Annotated in this window: 13 protein-coding genes; 6 read left to right on the top strand and 7 right to left on the bottom strand. The window is 43.1% G+C overall.

The genetic code is table 11. From position 1 onward, the window contains the following. Positions 1–554: 554 nt before the first annotated feature. Both rnt and pyrC read right to left on the bottom strand, forming a co-directional pair. Positions 555–1334, bottom strand: a complete 780-nt coding sequence (rnt, locus tag B3V51_RS11605; RefSeq protein ID WP_223333204.1) for a ribonuclease T — start codon at positions 1332–1334, stop codon at positions 555–557. Positions 1335–1498: 164 nt separating this feature from the next. Beyond that, positions 1499–2569, bottom strand: coding sequence for a dihydroorotase (gene pyrC, locus B3V51_RS11600; RefSeq protein ID WP_093071330.1), 1071 nt, complete (start codon positions 2567–2569; stop codon positions 1499–1501). 293 nt (positions 2570–2862) lie between these two features. Between pyrC and B3V51_RS11595 the strand changes: the two genes are divergently transcribed. Beyond that, positions 2863–4101 (top strand): argininosuccinate synthase, encoded by a 1239-nt coding sequence (locus B3V51_RS11595; protein WP_093071329.1) that lies wholly within the window; start codon positions 2863–2865, stop codon positions 4099–4101. A 145-nt stretch (positions 4102–4246) separates the two neighbouring features. On the opposite strand, the gene B3V51_RS11590 is transcribed toward B3V51_RS11595, so the two are convergent. Further along, positions 4247–5524 (bottom strand): hypothetical protein, encoded by a 1278-nt coding sequence (locus tag B3V51_RS11590; protein ID WP_093071328.1) that lies wholly within the window; start codon positions 5522–5524, stop codon positions 4247–4249. Positions 5525–5665: 141 nt separating this feature from the next. On the opposite strand from B3V51_RS11590, the gene B3V51_RS11585 reads away from it, so the two are divergent. Continuing rightward, positions 5666–6181, top strand: coding sequence for a L,D-transpeptidase (locus B3V51_RS11585; protein WP_093071327.1), 516 nt, complete (start codon positions 5666–5668; stop codon positions 6179–6181). A 235-nt stretch (positions 6182–6416) separates the two neighbouring features. Here B3V51_RS11585 and B3V51_RS11580 read toward each other — a convergent pair whose 3' ends face one another. Together B3V51_RS11580 and B3V51_RS11575 are read right to left on the bottom strand one after the other, a co-directional pair. Beyond that, positions 6417–8003, bottom strand: a complete 1587-nt coding sequence (locus tag B3V51_RS11580) for a CYTH and CHAD domain-containing protein (RefSeq protein ID WP_093071326.1) — start codon at positions 8001–8003, stop codon at positions 6417–6419. 154 nt (positions 8004–8157) lie between these two features. Continuing rightward, the gene (locus B3V51_RS11575) at positions 8158–9744 is read right to left on the bottom strand and encodes an isocitrate lyase (RefSeq protein ID WP_071002119.1); all 1587 of its coding nucleotides are present in this window, start codon (positions 9742–9744) and stop codon (positions 8158–8160) included. 653 nt (positions 9745–10397) lie between these two features. On the opposite strand from B3V51_RS11575, the gene B3V51_RS11570 reads away from it, so the two are divergent. Next, complete coding sequence (locus tag B3V51_RS11570) at positions 10398–11387, top strand: LysR family transcriptional regulator (RefSeq protein ID WP_071002118.1); 990 nt, start codon at positions 10398–10400, stop codon at positions 11385–11387. Between the two features lie 386 nt (positions 11388–11773). Next, entirely contained in the window at positions 11774–13153 is a 1380-nt protein-coding gene (locus tag B3V51_RS11565; protein ID WP_186473912.1) for an NAD-dependent succinate-semialdehyde dehydrogenase, read from the top strand. A 271-nt stretch (positions 13154–13424) separates the two neighbouring features. Here B3V51_RS11565 and purN read toward each other — a convergent pair whose 3' ends face one another. Further along, positions 13425–14108, bottom strand: coding sequence for a phosphoribosylglycinamide formyltransferase (gene purN, locus B3V51_RS11560; protein ID WP_186473914.1), 684 nt, complete (start codon positions 14106–14108; stop codon positions 13425–13427). Then, positions 14108–15157: a phosphoribosylformylglycinamidine cyclo-ligase gene (purM, locus tag B3V51_RS11555; RefSeq protein WP_186473916.1), complete on the bottom strand. Its 1050-nt coding sequence runs from the start codon at positions 15155–15157 to the stop codon at positions 14108–14110. The genes purN and purM overlap by 1 nt, the downstream gene beginning before the upstream one ends. 323 nt (positions 15158–15480) lie before the next feature. Between purM and B3V51_RS11550 the strand changes: the two genes are divergently transcribed. After that, positions 15481–16587 (top strand): AI-2E family transporter, encoded by a 1107-nt coding sequence (locus tag B3V51_RS11550; RefSeq protein ID WP_093071322.1) that lies wholly within the window; start codon positions 15481–15483, stop codon positions 16585–16587. Positions 16588–16903: 316 nt separating this feature from the next. Then, on the top strand, positions 16904–17707 hold the full coding sequence (gene hda / locus B3V51_RS11545) for a DnaA regulatory inactivator Hda (protein ID WP_186473918.1): 804 nt from the start codon (positions 16904–16906) through the stop codon (positions 17705–17707). Positions 17708–17746: the final 39 nt, after the last annotated feature.

Here is a 17746-nt window from a genome sequence, read left to right as displayed (position 1 = left end):
CTAGGCCTCTAGACGATGGGGACTAGTAACAACACTTCAACTGTTTTCACCATTTATGCTGAAGTGGTGCGTATTTTAGTAGCGTCTGCGTTTCCTGTCAAGCCTTTTTCTACGTCTTTTTAAAATTAAATATCTTTTTTTAATTGCACGGCGAGGATGGAGACCATTGCGCTTTAAATGATACCGAATCCATAGGGAAGTACAAACACTAATAGTTAAAGCGAGCAACATATAGCCTAGGATGGTTCCCCATAACTTAAGTTGTGGATCCATAATAAAGTCCCTCCTATTAGGCCTCGATAGTATTCGCTAACAAGGCAGAGTGAGCAACTTGAACTATCTATAGGATATAACTGCATCGCTTAAGCGCGACATTCATCTTAAGTAGTCATATTAGCCGTCCAAAAATATGACATTTATTATTATACAAAATAATTCCATCTGCTTATCGTGATATCAATCATATCCCTATTGATTATCAAATCAAGATGTCAAAGTCATCAAATATTACAAATAGCACTATTATTTATGATTGGCAATATATGATATGTGACTTATTCACTATCGTTATCAGCTGATGCTTCTGTAGCTTCTTCATTGTGCATCGCATTAGCGAGCATAGGATAATTATTGAGTATGTGACAGAACAGCTCGGCTGTCTTTTGAGTGTCATACAGTGCTGAGTGAGCATTTTTACCATCAAACTCGAGTCCTGCTGCCTTACATGCCCGTGCTAGTACAGTTTGTCCAAATGCCAGTGCAGACAAAGTCACGGTATCAAACACTGAAAAATTGTGAAAAGGATTGTGATTTTTACTATTGGTACGTAGCACAGCTGCATTTAGAAATGCCAAATCGAAATGCGCGTTGTGTCCAATCAGAACACATTGACGGCACTCTTCTTCGCGGCGTACTTCTTTTAAGCCTTTGAAGATACGGCGAAGGGCCGTTTTTTCATCTTCAGCAATGGCTTTGCGCATTGGGTTGTTAGGATCGATGCCAGTAAAGGCAAGGGCACTGGGCTCTAAATTTGCCCCTTCAAATGGTTCAATATGCGCATTGAATGCCTCACCTGGGTAAAATACGCCATGTTCATCAAGTAGTACAGGGATACAGGCGATTTCTAATAGCGCATCAGTCTGAGAGTTAAAACCCGCTGTCTCGACATCGACGACGACAGGCAAAAACTTACGAAATCGGTCTTTTAGACTCAAGGGTGTTTGCTCATCGTCGCCCTTGTCTTCAGTAGCAGCACTTGGAATTACGTTCAGGTCGTCATCCGTGGAATTTGAGACATCTGCGTCAGGCAAGGTTGCTGTATTTTGATTGGTCATATCAAGTTCAATCACTTTTATCAGTCGTGCTGGTATATGGAATTGCACATCATTATTTCATAACATCGATAACGCCTTTGCACTAATGAGGTTTAGTACAAAGGTATCATTGGCATTATAGAAAAAATAATAGGTTGCTTTGTTAGTGCTAGGCTGTGTGGCTACTAAATCTTAAGCGACCAAGGTAACGTTTCACCTGCCATGAGCGGCGTTAATGATGCACCATCAAAGTAAGGGTAGTCGTTTGGTACTTGCATAGGCGTGTTGACAAGTGTAATGGTACTCTCGTTTAGAGGTAGACCGTAGAACTGCGCGCCAAAGCGACTGGCAAATCCTTCTAGCTTATCTATTTTGCCAACGCTATCAAACGCAGTGGCATATAACGGCAGGGCAGTTGCTGAACTATAGCAACCAGCACAGCCGCAAGCGGCTTCTTTCTTGTCGGTAGCATGTGGCGCAGAGTCGGTACCCAAGAAGAATTTTGGATTACCACTCGTGGCCACATCCAACAGGACTTTTTGATGGCTTTCACGCTTCAAGATAGGTAAGCAATAAAAGTGCGGTTTGATACCACCAACTAATAGATGGTTGCGATTAAACATTAAATGCTGCGGCGTAATAGTAGCAGCAACATGGTTGCCTTGAGCCAATACAAAATCTGCTGCATCGCTGGTCGTTATATGCTCTACCACGATTTTTAATGTTGGAAATTTGACGATGATTTGCGCCAACACTTCATCTAAAAAGCGTTTTTCGCGATCAAAGATATCTATATGGTCTTGCGTCACTTCACCATGTATCAATAGTGGTAAATTGTGCTTTTCTAGTGCTTCAAATACATCGACACAGGCATTGATATTGGTCACACCATCGGCAGAGTTGGTGGTCGCTCCAGCAGGATAAAGTTTGACCGCTTGTACGATGCCTGACTGTGCGGCCAATTCGATATCTTGAGCAGTGGTATTGTCCGTTAAGTACAGAGTCATACGTGGATCAAAGGCTGATTTTCGCTCAAGACTTAAATCGCTTGCTGCCAAAGTTTCCATGATACGCGCGCGATAGGCCTGCGCATCATGTGCATTTTTGACTGGCGGCACCAGGTTTGGCATACAGATCACACGGTTAAAGCTACCTGCTGCGTGCGGCACAGTGGTGCTCAAAGCCTGATAGTCGCGCAAGTGAATATGCCAATCATCTGGCTGAAGGATGGTTAATTCTCTAATCGAATCAGTCATAGTGTCAAAGCGCTCTATATCGTCAAATAAAGGAAAAAAAGAGGATAATACTGTGCGACTATCATAACAGATTTGCCCAGTTGACTAAATATAAGGCGAAATATCTGTACATAATTCATTGAGTACTATTTAACCCTTTTTAAGATTTAAGCCAAAAGCACACGCCTTATGGCAGTTAGACTTTTGCCTATAGTAAATATGATGTACACTGAGCAGGTAATTTCTTTTTAACTTGCTTACGATTTGATCTTAGCGCGTTTACTAAAACTAAATTCTCATAACAGGAGTTTTTCATGGCTCAACTTGATCCAAAAAATATTAATAAAATCGTATTGGCATACTCAGGTGGTCTTGATACCTCAATCATCGCTAAATGGCTGCAAGAAACCTATGATGCGGAAGTGATCACCTTTACCGCTGATATCGGTCAAGGCGAAGAAGTTGAGCCAGCAAGAGCCAAAGCTCAAGCAATGGGTATCAAGCACATCCATATCGAAGATTTGCGTGAAGAGTTTGCCCGTGATTACGTATTCCCGATGTTCCGTGCCAATGCCATTTATGAAGGTGAGTATTTACTCGGTACGTCTATCGCTCGTCCACTAATCGCAAAGCGTTTGGTTGAGATTGCTAAAGAACACAATGCCGATGCCATCAGTCATGGCGCAACTGGTAAAGGGAATGACCAAGTTCGTTTTGAGCTAGGTGCTGTCGCTTTGTCACCAGACGTGGTAACGATTGCTCCTTGGCGTGAGTGGGATTTATCAAGCCGTGAAAGCTTAATGCAATATGCCAAAGAGCATGACATCGCTATTGATTATGCAGGCAATAAGAAAAAATCTCCTTATTCAATGGATGCCAACTTGTTACATATCTCTTATGAAGGTGGTGTTCTAGAAGAGCCGTACACTGAAGCAGAAGAAGACATGTGGCGCTGGTCTGTCAGCCCAGAAGACGCGCCTGATGAAGCGCAATATCTAGAACTAGAATACAAGAAAGGCGATATCGTTGCTATCGATGGCGAAGCCCTAAAGCCTTATGAAGTCATGATTAAGCTGAATGAAATCGGCGGTAAACATGGTATCGGCCGTTTAGATATCGTTGAAAACCGTTATGTTGGCATGAAGTCACGTGGTTGCTACGAGACGCCAGCTGGCACAATTATGCTAAAAGCCCATCGCGGTATCGAGTCACTAACGCTTGATCGTGAAGCTGCCCACCTAAAAGATGAGCTCATGCCACGCTATGCAAAAACCATCTACAATGGCTATTGGTTCAGCCCTGAGCGTATGATGCTACAGGCATTGATTGACAAATCACAAGAATACGTCAACGGTACGGTACGTGTAAAATTATACAAAGGTGCTGTGAGCGTCGTCGGTCGCAAGTCAGATGATTCGTTATTTGACGAAAAAATTGCAACTTTCGAAGATGATGCAGGTGCTTACGATCAAAAAGACGCAGAAGGTTTTATCCGTCTAAATGGTCTGCGTTTGGCTATCGAAGCTAGCCGTGGTCGCGATTTGTCTAAATAAGCGTTTCGATTATACATAGTTAATTAACTATTTAGCTCAACAGCAATAAAAAAGAGGCCTATATAAATAGCGCCTCTTTTTTTATGGCTGATGCGTTTCTATCAAGACTCTGTTTTGAACATTAGTTTATTAAAAGCAGATGTCTTTATTGAGCTTGTGCTGTCTCTGCCGTATCAGACTCTTTATCGTCCACTCTCACAATAGCGACATCTTGTTGCTGCCGCTCATCAGTGATATCTTGTGCTAATATTTCTTCGGTGGCGAGCACGACGCCATCAGACTTTTGCGATTGATATTTGAGCGTAGCGAGCGCCCCCAGTACACCGATGACAAGTATAATAATAAGAATGACAGGGTTTTTCCAAAGCGGTGTGGAAGCGTCATATTCTATCGGCTTGTCGCTCGTTGTCGCTGGCGTGTTGTCATTATTGCCACCGATCAATCCTAAGCTTACTAAAGGCGGCTTTGGTGGATTGGCAGGTTCAGAGTTAATGCGCAGCCGGTTTCTGCTGAGATAGATATCAGAGATTTTCGCCAGCTGTAATAACCAGCGCTGATGTGGCAAAGCAATAGCATGCATCTCTTCAAATACTAGCATGTCGTTGTGACGACCCTGCGGCAAGTTCTCCGGTGAGCGTCCAATAGCTTTTAGGTAATTACCCGTTGCCAATTGCATGTCTTGTACAGGCTCATGGTTTTTAGGCTCGAACCCTGTCAACTCGTACCAGTGGCTATCAAAAGGTGGCGGGGTGCTTGATAGCTGCTCAGCGTGTAATAGTTTGAGTTCTACACTCTGCGCATGATTTTCCAAAGACTTTTTGTTTTCTACAGACTCTGTCAGTGTGGCCGGCTCGCTGTTAGCACGCTCTGACTCAAGAGTAGGCACTGCTTGCGTTTGTACATTGTTAAAGCGTGCTGCGGACAAAAACTGTGGCTGTAGGGCAAACCATTTATTCATCTCGTCACTATCGAGTTGACTGTATTCTGTCAAGATGGCCAGTTCTCGAAGGACAATCACGCATAAAGAGGTGAGTAAGATTTGAACTTGCTGCGTTTTTGCTTGAATATCTTCAGCAATATGATCACTGATTTTTATCACACGGGCGCTGTTATTAAAAACGGCATCTGCTGCATCGTTTCGGTGATATAACGTCGCCTTAAGAGTCGCAAAATTCATGGAGTTATATTGTCGTAACTCTTTGACAGCAGCACGTCCAAATAGTCTTTTACTGAGTGCTTGTTCTTGATGTTGCTGCTGATAGGCAAGAAGCGCGCTCACAATAGCTTGTAGACTGGCATCCATTGCCAGCCTCGCTTGTGGCAATGAGAGCTGTGCGGCATCAGCCAAAAGTGGCAGCATAGGCTTGGTATCATGATATAAAAAATCATACATCGACACACGTGTCGGTGAAATAGTCGTCATAATCTGCTAGCATCAAAAAGTGTGCCTCTATATTACGGTGCCAAAAGCATTGACACAATCCCTTGATAATAGAAATTTTGAATCAGTTTTACTAATTACCTTAACAGTTATCTTATGGATGATTGATAGCGGGAAGCATTTATGACGAATAATGAAACTTTTAATAAACATCTAGTGATTAATATTGCTAAGCAGACATTAACAATGCATAAGCAGCAAGCTGAGGTCACTGAATATACCGTCTCTACGGCAAAAAATGGCATCGGTAGTCAGCAAGATAGTGGTTGCACGCCACTTGGTCAGCATATCATTGCAAAAAAAATAGGCGGCAGTGAGCCTATGAATGCTGTGTTTGTGGGCCGTGTGCCGACTGGCGAGGTGTATGATGCCACTCTTAGCACGTTACATCCCAAGCGTGATTGGATACTGAGCCGTATTCTTTGGTTGAGCGGTTTGGAAGAAGGCTCGAATAAAGGTAGCAACAGTCAAGGCGGCTGTGATACTTATGAGCGCTACATCTATATCCACGGCACACCAGATACTGAGCCGATGGGTATACCGCTTTCACATGGCTGTATACGTATGCGTAATACAGATATCGTGGAATTATTTGAGCAAGTCGAAGAGGGTATGCCGGTAATGATCGTTGCAGATTAACTAAGATTAATTGTGCTTATTATTTCTACATTTCTATAGCATATTTACTTATCGGTATTTGAGCCAAAAAATCCGATGACGGCTAAGGGTGGTAGTGAATATAAATATTGAACGATAAGATCGAAGCGAAGAATAAAATGGTTTATCTATAAAAAAGGACAGCTTCATTGATAAAAGCTGTCCTTTTTACTAAGCAATGTATCTTTATCGAGGTATCTTTACCGAGTAATACGTTTTACCAAAATGTTGAGCTGTCTTTAAATTTAGCCAAACGCGTTTCGATATAAATTGGGTCATCGGTGAGCATGGCAGCAAACCAACCTGCACCATATAGAGCATTGGTATCTTTCGCTGATTTTAGGGCATAGAACTGTTGATATTGATTGTCATCATTGCGTTGCTCTAGCGCTATGTGCGCTTTTATCAGACGCTTTAACCAACGCTTGGTTTTCTTCTTGGCTTTTTTCTTACTTAACAAAGGCGCAGAGAACTCACTTATATAGCGTAACGCTTTTAAGTGATCGCATAGTAGCGCTTCGTCTTGATTATCCTCAGAGATATCCATATCAACATTTACATCATCGCTCCCAAGCTCGGTACTGCTTACTTCATCAGTTTCTTTATCTGCTTTGAGGCACTTGTTATATTGTTTCGATAGAATTTTTGCTAGCTTGTCGAGAGCAAGTTTATCCGTTTGAGGCTCAATACTAGGGTCACTCATGGTAAAGGCAATCAGCTCTAGCAAGGTGAGCTGAAAGTCATTGGCTCGGAGTGTATTGATCGGTGTGATTTTTATGTTCTCGATATCTGTCGTCCAATCAACAGCAGGGGCTCCGAGTGCCTGTAGCTCAGGCTCGATATAGGTATTGATATGAGTGAGTTGGTAATAATTGTCCAGCAACGACGAGGTTTGCTTTAGTATCGGTAGCCAGTCAGGATTGATCTCGTCAGAAAAGCTATCAAATGCTGTTAACGCAGCCTGCAAGCGCTCAAGACCAATGCTTACCTGCAAAACATGCTCGTCATCAATGCTTCCAGCGACGATAGCACTGCTATTTGGCAGTATCTGTAATAGACAGTTATGTACGGCTGCTCGTATAAAGGCGGGCATGCTACTGTCTTTGTTCAAATCTAGTTGGCTTAGGTCAGCGCCAACTGCTGGACTGTGGTTCTGTCCGTTGATGAGCAAGCCACCGTTCTCAGCTTTGGTCACGGTAGATAGACACAGCTTGTAACGTTTGCACCATGTTTTGGCTGTCGTAAACAAAAAATCTAAATCTCCTGACACCAACTCGAACTCTATCTCCTGAATGGTTTTTCGCTGAGAGTCATCAGTACCATGGACAACTTCTCCATGATCGTAAGCCATCTCGATACAACTATTTGTTTCGTCACTACTATCTTCTATCAGTAAGCGCGTGGTGCGCTCGACGTTGGTGACATACAGTCGTGTTAGGTTTTGTGCTAACTTTTTGAGTTTAAAATTAGTCAGCGCAGAGGCGACAGGAGTTTCTGCATATATCGTCAAATCAGGCATCAGCCCATTATTATGAAGCATTTCCTGCACTTGCTTGTCATCTAACACAGCGTTGTGCTCCAAACGAGCGGCAATGCCATCGCCACCAGCTTTGATGGTTTGTACCCAAGTATCGCCTTCTTTGCGAATACGCAGACCGATACCTGCCTGTGCAAGCTGCTGGTCAGGAGTATCGTAGTAATGTGCAGCCAGTTGCGTCACTTGGGAAGATTTAACTTTTACTTGCCGCATTAAACCCTTTAGACGTGACTCTGGTACTAAAAACTTCAGCTCTATCTCTTGCATATTGGCTCCTAATAATTCTGACTGATGGCTTTGATTGACGGTTTTGCTTGATAATTATTAGTCTACCACTCTCTGATTATTTAAACCGCAATAAAAAACCGCCCTACATGATATAGGGCGGTTTTTTAAGTACGTACTGCTAGTCTAGGGTTTATTAGAACTGGTTCATCGTGTTTTTGCCACCACCAGCTTTTAGTGCGTTGTCACCTGAGAAGATTTCTTTGTGGTCATCGCCAAGGTCAGAACCAGCCATTGCTTGGTGCTTAACACAAGAGATGCCTTCGCGGATTTCTTTACGTTGTACGCCAGCTGCATAAGCAAGCATGCCTTCTTCACCGAAGTAACCTTTAGCAAGTTCATGAACGCTAAGAGCAGTCGTGTGGTAAGTCGGTAGCGTGATTAGATGATGGAATACACCAGCTTCACGTGACGCATCACGTTGGAAGTTCTTAGCGGCAACGTCAGCTGCTGCATCAAGTTCAGTACCGTCGTAGTCAGCACTCATCAAGTCATCTTTATTGTATGCAGAGATGTCTTTACCTTCTTCTTCCCATTTCGCGATGACTTGCTTACGGAAGTTAAGCGTCCAGTTGAATGATGGGCTGTTGTTGTATACAAGCTTGGCTTTAGGCTGTTGCTCTTTAATACGGTCAACCATTGATTTGATATGTGCTACGTCTGGAGTCGGTGTTTCGATCCATAGTAAGTCAGCACCGTTTTCAAGAGCCGTTACACAGTCAAGTACAACGCGGTCGATGTTGGTGTCTTCGCGGAATTGGTACAGACCGTTTGCTAGGCGTACTGGGCGTACCAATTTGCCATCACGTTTAAGCAGCATGTCATTTTCTTTTGCTTCGTCGATTTCAATCTCTTCAACTTCAAGGAAATCGATGTACTTAGAAGCAAGATCACCTGGTTCGTTTGATACTGGGATTTTTTGCGTCAACGATGCGCCTTCAGAGTCAGTACGAGCAACGATAACACCGTCTTCAACACCAAGCTCTAAGAATGCATAGCGGATGGCGTTTAGTTTGGCGATAAAGTCTTCGTGCGGTACAGTCACTTTACCCGCTTGGTGACCACACTGCTTCACATCAGATACTTGGTTTTCGATCTGAATAGCACAAGCACCAGCTTCGATCATTTGCTTAGTCAATAGGTAAGTCGCTTCTTCGTTACCGAAACCTGCATCGATATCAGCGATGATTGGCACAACATGTGAATCAAAGTTTTCGATTTTTTCTAGGATAGCTGAGGTGTCTTGACCCGCTTCTTCAGCAGCATTTAGCTCACGGAAGTAGTCGTTCAATACTTTAGCGTCAGCTTGACGCAAGAACGTGTAGATTTCCTCGATTAGCTTAGGTACGGATGTTTTTTCGTGCATAGATTGGTCAGGTAATGGACCAAACTCAGAGCGTAACGCCGCTACCATCCAACCTGAAAGATAGATATAAGTTTTAGAGGTCGTACCGAAGTATTTTTTCTTGGCATACATGGTTTGCTGTGCCACAAAACCATGCCATGCACCTAGAGACTGTGTATACTGAGACGTATCATTGTCATAATCTTCCATGTCTTGACGCATGATTTTTGCAGTATACTTTGCGATATCCAAGCCCGTTTTAAAGCGGTTTTGTGACATCATACGTGCGGCATCAGTCTCGCTAATGTTCTGCCAGTTGCCGTGCTTTTGCTTTAATTCACGTACTAGGTCGATCGCTGATTTATATGCAGTTGACATCTATAGTCTCCTTGGTAGGGTGTAAAAAATAATAAATTGAGCGTTAAAGTAATAATTTGCGTTATCAATAAATTTGGTAGTGATGCTATCAATACCTCGTAAAGGTCTTCTTTACCCTAAACAAACCTGTGCATGAATACAAGAAGATTGCTGAACTCAGCAGTTGACAAATAATTACTGATGTATAGTGTTGATTCAGCTTGTCCATGTCTATCAAAGGTGTTTGAGCATTTAATAAACAGCGTTGTCATAATTAGCAACAAGAGATGTTACAATTATACTGACACTTGGTAGTGTTTCACTGTCGAGATAAACCGTTACTATGCTATTTAACTATGTTGTTTTCTGGACGATAACCCGTTCGTAAAACTCAGGTTTGTGGTCTGTACCGCAAATCCTTTATGGAACTCACTATAACTGCCTTACCAAGATTTATCTAATTTATGATACTTATCTTTAGTATTTTTATAGGTTATAATGTAGTTATAACAGTATCTTATGGTGATGAAATTGAGTTATGCTGAGTATCTTTTGCGGTAAAACCAATAAAAATTCGCAAAATTATGCGGTCCTAGATCGAAAATCACCATTTCAGTACTGATAACACCAAGCATGCCGTGGTGCTTATCTTTTAAAAGCTAAGAGAAATACATATGAATTTGCAGCGGGTTGATTTAAATTTATTAGTCCATCTAGATGTGTTGCTACGAGAAAAAAACGTCACTCGCGCAGCTGAGCAGCTTGGTATCACCCAGCCTGCCATGAGCAATATCTTACGCCGTCTGCGTAAGTTATTTAATGATCCATTGCTGGTGCGCTCCTCTGAAGGGATGACACCGACTGAGCGCGCCCTTGAGTTGCAGCCACGCATCCGTGAGATACTTGCAGATTTGACTCAAGTACTAGAGCCGCGTACCGAATTCCGTCCTTATAGTACCTCTCGTGTTTTTCGAATCATGACATCAGATTATGCCGAAGCGACTTTGGTACCGAGGCTAGTGAAGGCACTACGTTCGGAAGCACCCAACGTCATTTTGGATTTTTTGACACCCTCAGATGTCTCTTATCGCGATATGGAGCAGGGGCGTGTTGATTTGGCGATTAATCGTTTTAATGAGATACCACAGAGCTTTCATCAGGTATTGGTATGGCGTGATACGTTTAGTTGCTTGCTATCGTCTGAAAGTCCTTATGCCAACCGCTTTAATCTGAAAAACTACCTTAAAGCGCAACATGTTTGGGTATCTAAAACAGGGATGGGCGTGGGATTTGGGGTTAATCCAGAAAAATCAGGTGGCCTAGGATCTATTGATCAGGCATTGCAACGTTTGGGCCAAAAACGCCAAATTAGTGTCTTCACTCGTCATTATCAGATGCCAGCCATGCTTGCCGCAAATAAAGACTTGATAGCGACATTGCCAACCCGTGTGGCTCGTATGCAGGCTAATAACGACAGTATTATCATGGAAGAGCCGCCGTTTTTTATTCCTGAGTTTGAGCTGACCATGGCATGGTCACCATTGCTACAGCACCATCCTGCTCACCGTTGGTTGCGTCAATTAATCATGCATGTGGCACGGCAAGTAGTGGCTGAGGAAGAAAATCCACCACAAGAAATACCTGTGATTAATCACTTGTTTTAATAAGAGTTTTTATAAAGTAGTAAGTATCTTATAGTAAGTAATCAACTCACTTTGAATATTATTGTTTAACCTATATTTGGTATATTCAACGAGCCAAACCAGCCACTAGGCTGGTTTTCTTGTTTAGTATCGCTATGTAGTCTTGTTCAATATTTAGCTATTCTTAATAAGACGGTTACACTGTTAACATCTTCAACACACTTCACAATATATTGTAAAACTCTTCGCCAAATACCTTGTTATGATAAGCACAGATAGAAACAAACTTATCGATTCATTTATTGAGTTATCCTATCGACGTAACACCAAACAATTAGACGTAACACCAAACAATTAAAAGTGACAATAATACTGAATATATAAAATCAAATAATAAGGACATCTACATGTCAGATATTACTACTGTTAACCCAGCAACGGGCGAAGACATTAAAAATTATGATTACATGAGCAATGACGAAGTTAACAAGATTGTCGACGCGTCACATAATGCATTTTTAGAATGGCGTACTGTGAGCCATGAAGAACGTGGACGTGTCATCAAGACCATCGGTGACAAACTGATGGAGTATAAGGAGGAGCTATCTAAGCTTATGACCGAAGAGCGCGGTAAGCTATATGGTCAAAGTCAGCAAGAAGTAGATCTCTGTAAAGCAATTTGTGATTACACTGCTGAAAATGGTGTCGCTGCGCTTGCAGATGATGAGCGAGATATCGAAAGCATGAAAAAAGGTATCGTGACTTATCAACCAATCGGCGTCATCTATGGTATGCAACCTTGGAACTTCCCAGCGTATCAAGTATTCCGTTATGCCATTGCTAACTTGATGGCAGGTAACAGCGTTCTGCTTAAACATGCAGCAAACGTCACAGGTTCTGGCTTATTGATCGAAAAAATATTCCATGAGTCTGAACTGCCAAATGATTTGTTCCGTACGATTTTGATTGATCATGACCAATCAGAAAAATTGATTGAAAATGACAAAGTACGTGGCGTAACGCTCACAGGTAGTGATACTGCTGGTCGTATCGTTGGTCAACAAGCGGCCAAAGCAATCAAAAAATCAGTACTAGAGCTCGGTTCAAATGACGCCTTTATCGTACTAGAAGACGCCGATATAGAAACCGCTGTAGAGACCTGTACCCAAGCCCGTTTAGTCAATAACGGTGAAACTTGCGTAGCAGCAAAACGCTTTATCGTGGTCGATAGCGTGTATGACGAATTCCGCAAGCGTATCGTAGAAAAATTTGAAGGTACAAAATCTGGCGACCCAATGGATGACAGCTCAGATATCGGTCCATTAGCGCGTGCAGACTTGCGAGATCAGTTGCATGAGCAAGTAGAACAAAGCGTAGCAAAAGGTGCAACGATTGCTGTTGGCGGTAAAGTACCAGAAGGTAAAGGCAGTTTCTATCCAGCAACTATCTTAGAAAATGTCGAGAAAGGTCAACCTGCCTACGACGACGAATTGTTTGGCCCAGTGGCGTCATTGATTCGCGCCAAAGATGACGACGATGCCATGCGCATTGCAAATGACAGTCGTTACGGCCTAGGCGGCGCTATCTTCTCAAAAGATGAAGAAAAAGCCATTCGTTTAGCCAGTGAGCAATTCGATACTGGTATGGTCTATATCAATGGTTACGGTCTTGCCAATCCTGCACTGCCATTTGGTGGTGTGAAGAACTCAGGCTATGGTCGCGAGCACGGCGGCTTTGGTATCAAAGAGTTTGTCAACATTAAAGCAGTACACGTATTTGGAAAATAATAGTGAATAACACGTAAAACTGTTAAAGACTAAAAAGAAAAACCCAGCTACTTAATAGCTGGGTTTTTTTGTGTGGTTGAAAATAGGGCGTGTCCCTATTTTAAAAATGGTGATAAAAATGAGATAAATCACAGGCAAACAAGGAAAATAACGCAGGTAATATCAAGATATTGACCAGCTATTTGACACCGTTTGCCAAAGATTTAGCCATTTTTAGCCCATTTAGTCATAAACACTTGAATTAGGGACACGCCCTAATATCTTAAAACAACTAAGCGTCAATCAATAGACGTAAGGGCAGGGCAGGCAAGATGCTAGAGGCTTGCTCACTTGGCGTTAATGACACGCCGCCAATAGCAATTTGTAATATCGTCCACGGCAATAAGTGATGCTCCAGCACTTGTACGCGCTTTTGCAAACTATCAGGCGTGTCGGTATGACGAATAGGCAAAACCGCTTGGCTTAACACTTGTCCTGCATCCAGCTCGGCGGTGACCACATGGATACTACAGCCGTGCTCACGCTCACCTGAGCAGAGTACACGGGTATGCGTGTCTAGCCCTTTATAAGCGGGAAGTAGCGATGGGTGCAGGTTAATCATCGGTGCAGGCGCGTTATCAATAAAGTCTGCACTCAATACCCGCATAAAGCCTGCCAAAACGACCAAGTCAGGCTGCCACACTTCAAGCTGTGCGGTGGCGTGCTTTTCAAAGGTTTTGATGCCCATGCGCTTGCCGCTCTCTACGTGCGAGAGTACGGCGACCTCGATGCCCGCGTCTTTGGCGCGGGTGATGGCATAGGCGTCTTCACGGTTGCTAATAACGCCGATAATCTCAATCGGTAGTGCTTTTTGCTGCACTGCATTGATTAAAACTTGTAAATTACTGCCACTGCCTGATACCAAAACCGCAATGCGTAATGGTTTGACAGGTTGGTTTGTCTTATCAAATGACATTAACGGTATACCACGGCATCGGCTTCACGTTTGACCATTTCGCCAAGTTGCCAAGCGTTTTCACCAGCGTCAGTCAACGTCTTGATCGTTGCTTCAGCTTTGTCTTTAGGAACGACGATGACAAAACCAACGCCGCAGTTAAAGGTGCGGTACATCTCACTTTGCTCAATATTGCCTTGGGTCTGTAACCAAGTGAATAACTCTGAGAACTGCCAGCTGCTGGTATCGATGCTAGCCGCTAGGTCATCAGGGAGCACTCGTGGCAAGTTGTCAGTGAGACCGCCACCTGTGATGTGTGACATGGCATGAAGCGCTGAGCTGCCAAGGGTATCCTGCAATGCCTTGATTGCTTTGACATAGATACGAGTAGGGGCCATCAAGGCATCTTGAATAGGTTGACCATCTAGTTGCTCATCGCTAGTAGCCACGTCAACACCGCTAACTTCGATGACTTTACGCACGAGCGAGTAGCCGTTTGAGTGCGCGCCACTCGAAGCCAGTGCAATCAGAACATCGCCTTCTGCAACATTGTCGCCAGTCACGACCTCGCTTTCTTCAACCACGCCCACGCAGAATCCAGCGAGGTCATAATCGTCGTCTTGATACATACCTGGCATTTCAGCAGTTTCACCGCCGATAAGCGCGCAGTTGGCAAGTTTACAACCATCGCCGATACCAGTGACCACAGTCGCAGCTACATCAACATCAAGCTTGCCGGTTGCGTAATAGTCCAAGAAGAATAACGGCTGAGCCCCGCATACGAGTAGATCGTTTACGCACATAGCGACTAGATCAATACCAATCGTATCGTGACGATCAAGCTGTAGTGCCAGCTTAAGTTTAGTCCCGACACCGTCGGTACCTGAGACGAGTAGTGGTGAAGTGTAGCCAGTAGGGATACGGCAGAGGGCGCCAAAACCACCAAGCCCGCCAACTACTTCAGGACGGGTAGTGGCTTTTGCCACGGACTTGATACGTTGGACTAACGCATCACCTGCATCGATATCAACGCCGGCGTCTTTGTAGCTTAAAGAAGGCTTGTCACTCATAGTCATCTCACAGTTGGGGATAGATAATTGGAATTAAAAAGTAAGGGAGTCAATCACGCTACAATCAGCGAGATAAAGTTTAAAGGCAAAGTTTAAAGATAGTGCGCGCATTATACCCAAAAACTGACCGCACTCGCAAAGCAACTTACCGATATTTGGCTAAGTTTTGCATTAAGTGGCAAATAAGCGATTAAGAAACAAAAAATGACTGATTTTTTGTTGTACTCTGCGATAATAAAACACTAAATTTACGACTCCTGACGGCTCAAGTACCGCAATTTTTGTCACTATCTCAAATCAGCCCACGTATAGGATTACTTATCATGATAAACCAACCAATCGACCCTTTTTTCAGACGTTTATTTATCGTTGTCGTTTTGGTTGTGGCGCTATTCCTTCTCTACCTGATGATACCAGTCATTGTGCCGTTTATATTTGCTTTTATGCTGGCTTACTTGTTCAATCCTTTGGTAAAGCGATTGTCAAAACATCTCAAACGTTGGATCGCAATTATTATTGTGTACTCTACCATTACTGTAGGGATGGCGCTGTTGCTCTGGTGGTTGGTACCGACATTGTGGCATCAGCTGCAAGCCGCTTGGGAGTATCTACCTAAGATATCTAGCTGGTATAATCAAGTGGTACGAGAGTGGTTCAACAGTAATACTCGTTTTCAATTGCCTGTCTTAGAGTCGAAGGATTTTTCTGAGACGCTGGTTGAGTATATGCAAACGAATTATAAGTTTGCTGATGCCAGTACCATGATGAGCCAAGTACTGACTTCAAGTATGAACTTTATTAACAGTGCAGGACTGATCGTGTTGGTGCCAATTTTAACGTTTTATTTTTTGTTCAATTGGGATCAGCGTTTACAGACGTGGAAGATGGCGATACCAGGAGCATACTGCAAACAAGTCATTGGCATCGCCAAAGAGTGCGATCAGGCTTTAATGGCGTTTATTAAAGGCCAGCTGCTGGTGATGGTGCTACTGGGTGCTATTTATGCAATACAGCTGCAGCTTATTGGTCTAGAGCTTGGACTTATCATCGGTATGGTAGCGGGTATTGCAAGCTTTGTACCTTACTTGGGTTTTGGCATTGGATTTGTGGCCGCTATCATCGCTTGCTTGTTTCAGTTTGGGTTGGATTGGACCTATTTGTTATTGGTCGTTGGGGCGTTTTTGGTCGGGCAAGCTGCAGAAGGTTATATTCTGCAGCCGCTACTATTAGGTGATAAAATTGGTTTATCACCATTATGGGTTATCTTTGCGGTATTAGCAGGCGCCAGTCTATTGGGTTTTGTGGGTATGTTAATTGCGCTACCAGTCTCTGCTGTCTTGAATGTATTGTTCCGCCACCTATATGCGTATTATCGCACGACAGATTTTTATAAAGGTCGTAAGCAATTGCTACTGTTTGAGAAGAAGTAAATATTTTATTATTGAATATAGTGAGCGGATAGCGTACAAATGGGAAGAAAAAAGCAAATGGTTGATCAGGCTTAGTAGGTAAAAGACTTGTCAGTCATTTTGCAAATATGTTATATATAGTCGCAGTGTTGATCGTATCAGCCGTTGCTATATTTTTTATCAAGATTAGCCTAATTAGGGCAATTCATCCATCATAAAAAAGCTATATATCCACTGCACATATTTTTATCAGGTAGTATGGATAGTACTGAATAGCAATTTATTCCTTTTTCTACTGCACTTTTATATTGCACTACGCAACACGAGTTGATGATTCATGGCAGAAGCACAGCTAAGTCTCAATCTGGACATTAAGCATGATGCAAGTCTCAGCGACTTTGCCGGTCCCGGTTGGATGTCTATTATTGATGCAGTGCGGCAATTACATGTCGGCCTGATCGGTCAGTTATACCTGTTTGGTAGCCCTGCGACGGGTAAGTCTCACTTGCTCTCCGCTATTTGTGAGTCATTTATTGAAATGGAAAAATCAGCTATTTGCTTGTCACTCAATGAATTGATCCATACCGACGTCCATGTATTATCTTCTTTAGAAAACTTTGATCTGATTGCTATCGATGATTTAGAAGTGCTTGAGCAAAGTAGTCAGTGGCAAGAAGCGCTGTTTCATCTGATCAACCGTAGCCGCGAAGGTCAGCGCCAGCTTTTATTTGCAGCCAATAAGCCGGCTGGCGACTTACCGTTTCAATTGAGAGATTTATTAACGCGCCTAGCACAAGCACCAGCCTTTAAAGTGCCTACTGGTCATGACTTAGCAGACCGTCAAGCACTGCTTCAGTCCATTTTGCGTCGGCGCGGCTGGCAGTTTGATGATCGAATTATTAATCATTTATTGACTGAAGGGCCACATCGTATCGGTGCCATGATGGAAGTGCTCAATTATATACAGCCAATGTTTTCTAACCTTGGCCGCAGTAATATATCAAAAGCGGTGATCAGTGACGCGCTGCGTACCATTGATGAGCAAACGCTTGCAGCAGAGCTGGCTGATATAGCTCAAGAGACGCAAGTAGACAATGTGACGACGGATCAAGACCAACATACGATGCCACTTGATTTTTAACCGTTAAAATATCAATAGCCGTCAAGATACAAATTTTTG

The sequence above is a fragment of the Psychrobacter sp. UBA2514 genome, from assembly GCF_002341255.1.
Taxonomy (GTDB): domain Bacteria; phylum Pseudomonadota; class Gammaproteobacteria; order Pseudomonadales; family Moraxellaceae; genus Psychrobacter; species Psychrobacter pacificensis.
Note: the sequence above shows the minus strand (reverse complement) of the source record. Positions and strands in the feature narration are given on the sequence as shown.

Excerpts from the sequence above, each read along its gene's own strand:
- rnt (WP_223333204.1), bottom strand. The coding sequence starts at position 1,334 with ATGACCAATCAAAATACAGCAACCTTGCCTGACGCAGATGTCTCAAAT.
- pyrC (WP_093071330.1), bottom strand. The coding sequence starts at position 2,569 with ATGACTGATTCGATTAGAGAATTAACCATCCTTCAGCCAGATGATTGG.
- B3V51_RS11595 (WP_093071329.1), top strand. The coding sequence starts at position 2,863 with ATGGCTCAACTTGATCCAAAAAATATTAATAAAATCGTATTGGCATAC.
- B3V51_RS11590 (WP_093071328.1), bottom strand. The coding sequence starts at position 5,524 with ATGACGACTATTTCACCGACACGTGTGTCGATGTATGATTTTTTATAT.
- B3V51_RS11585 (WP_093071327.1), top strand. The coding sequence starts at position 5,666 with ATGACGAATAATGAAACTTTTAATAAACATCTAGTGATTAATATTGCT.
- B3V51_RS11580 (WP_093071326.1), bottom strand. The coding sequence starts at position 8,003 with ATGCAAGAGATAGAGCTGAAGTTTTTAGTACCAGAGTCACGTCTAAAG.
- B3V51_RS11575 (WP_071002119.1), bottom strand. The coding sequence starts at position 9,744 with ATGTCAACTGCATATAAATCAGCGATCGACCTAGTACGTGAATTAAAG.
- B3V51_RS11570 (WP_071002118.1), top strand. The coding sequence starts at position 10,398 with ATGAATTTGCAGCGGGTTGATTTAAATTTATTAGTCCATCTAGATGTG.
- B3V51_RS11565 (WP_186473912.1), top strand. The coding sequence starts at position 11,774 with ATGTCAGATATTACTACTGTTAACCCAGCAACGGGCGAAGACATTAAA.
- purN (WP_186473914.1), bottom strand. The coding sequence starts at position 14,108 with ATGTCATTTGATAAGACAAACCAACCTGTCAAACCATTACGCATTGCG.
- purM (WP_186473916.1), bottom strand. The coding sequence starts at position 15,157 with ATGAGTGACAAGCCTTCTTTAAGCTACAAAGACGCCGGCGTTGATATC.
- B3V51_RS11550 (WP_093071322.1), top strand. The coding sequence starts at position 15,481 with ATGATAAACCAACCAATCGACCCTTTTTTCAGACGTTTATTTATCGTT.
- hda (WP_186473918.1), top strand. The coding sequence starts at position 16,904 with ATGGCAGAAGCACAGCTAAGTCTCAATCTGGACATTAAGCATGATGCA.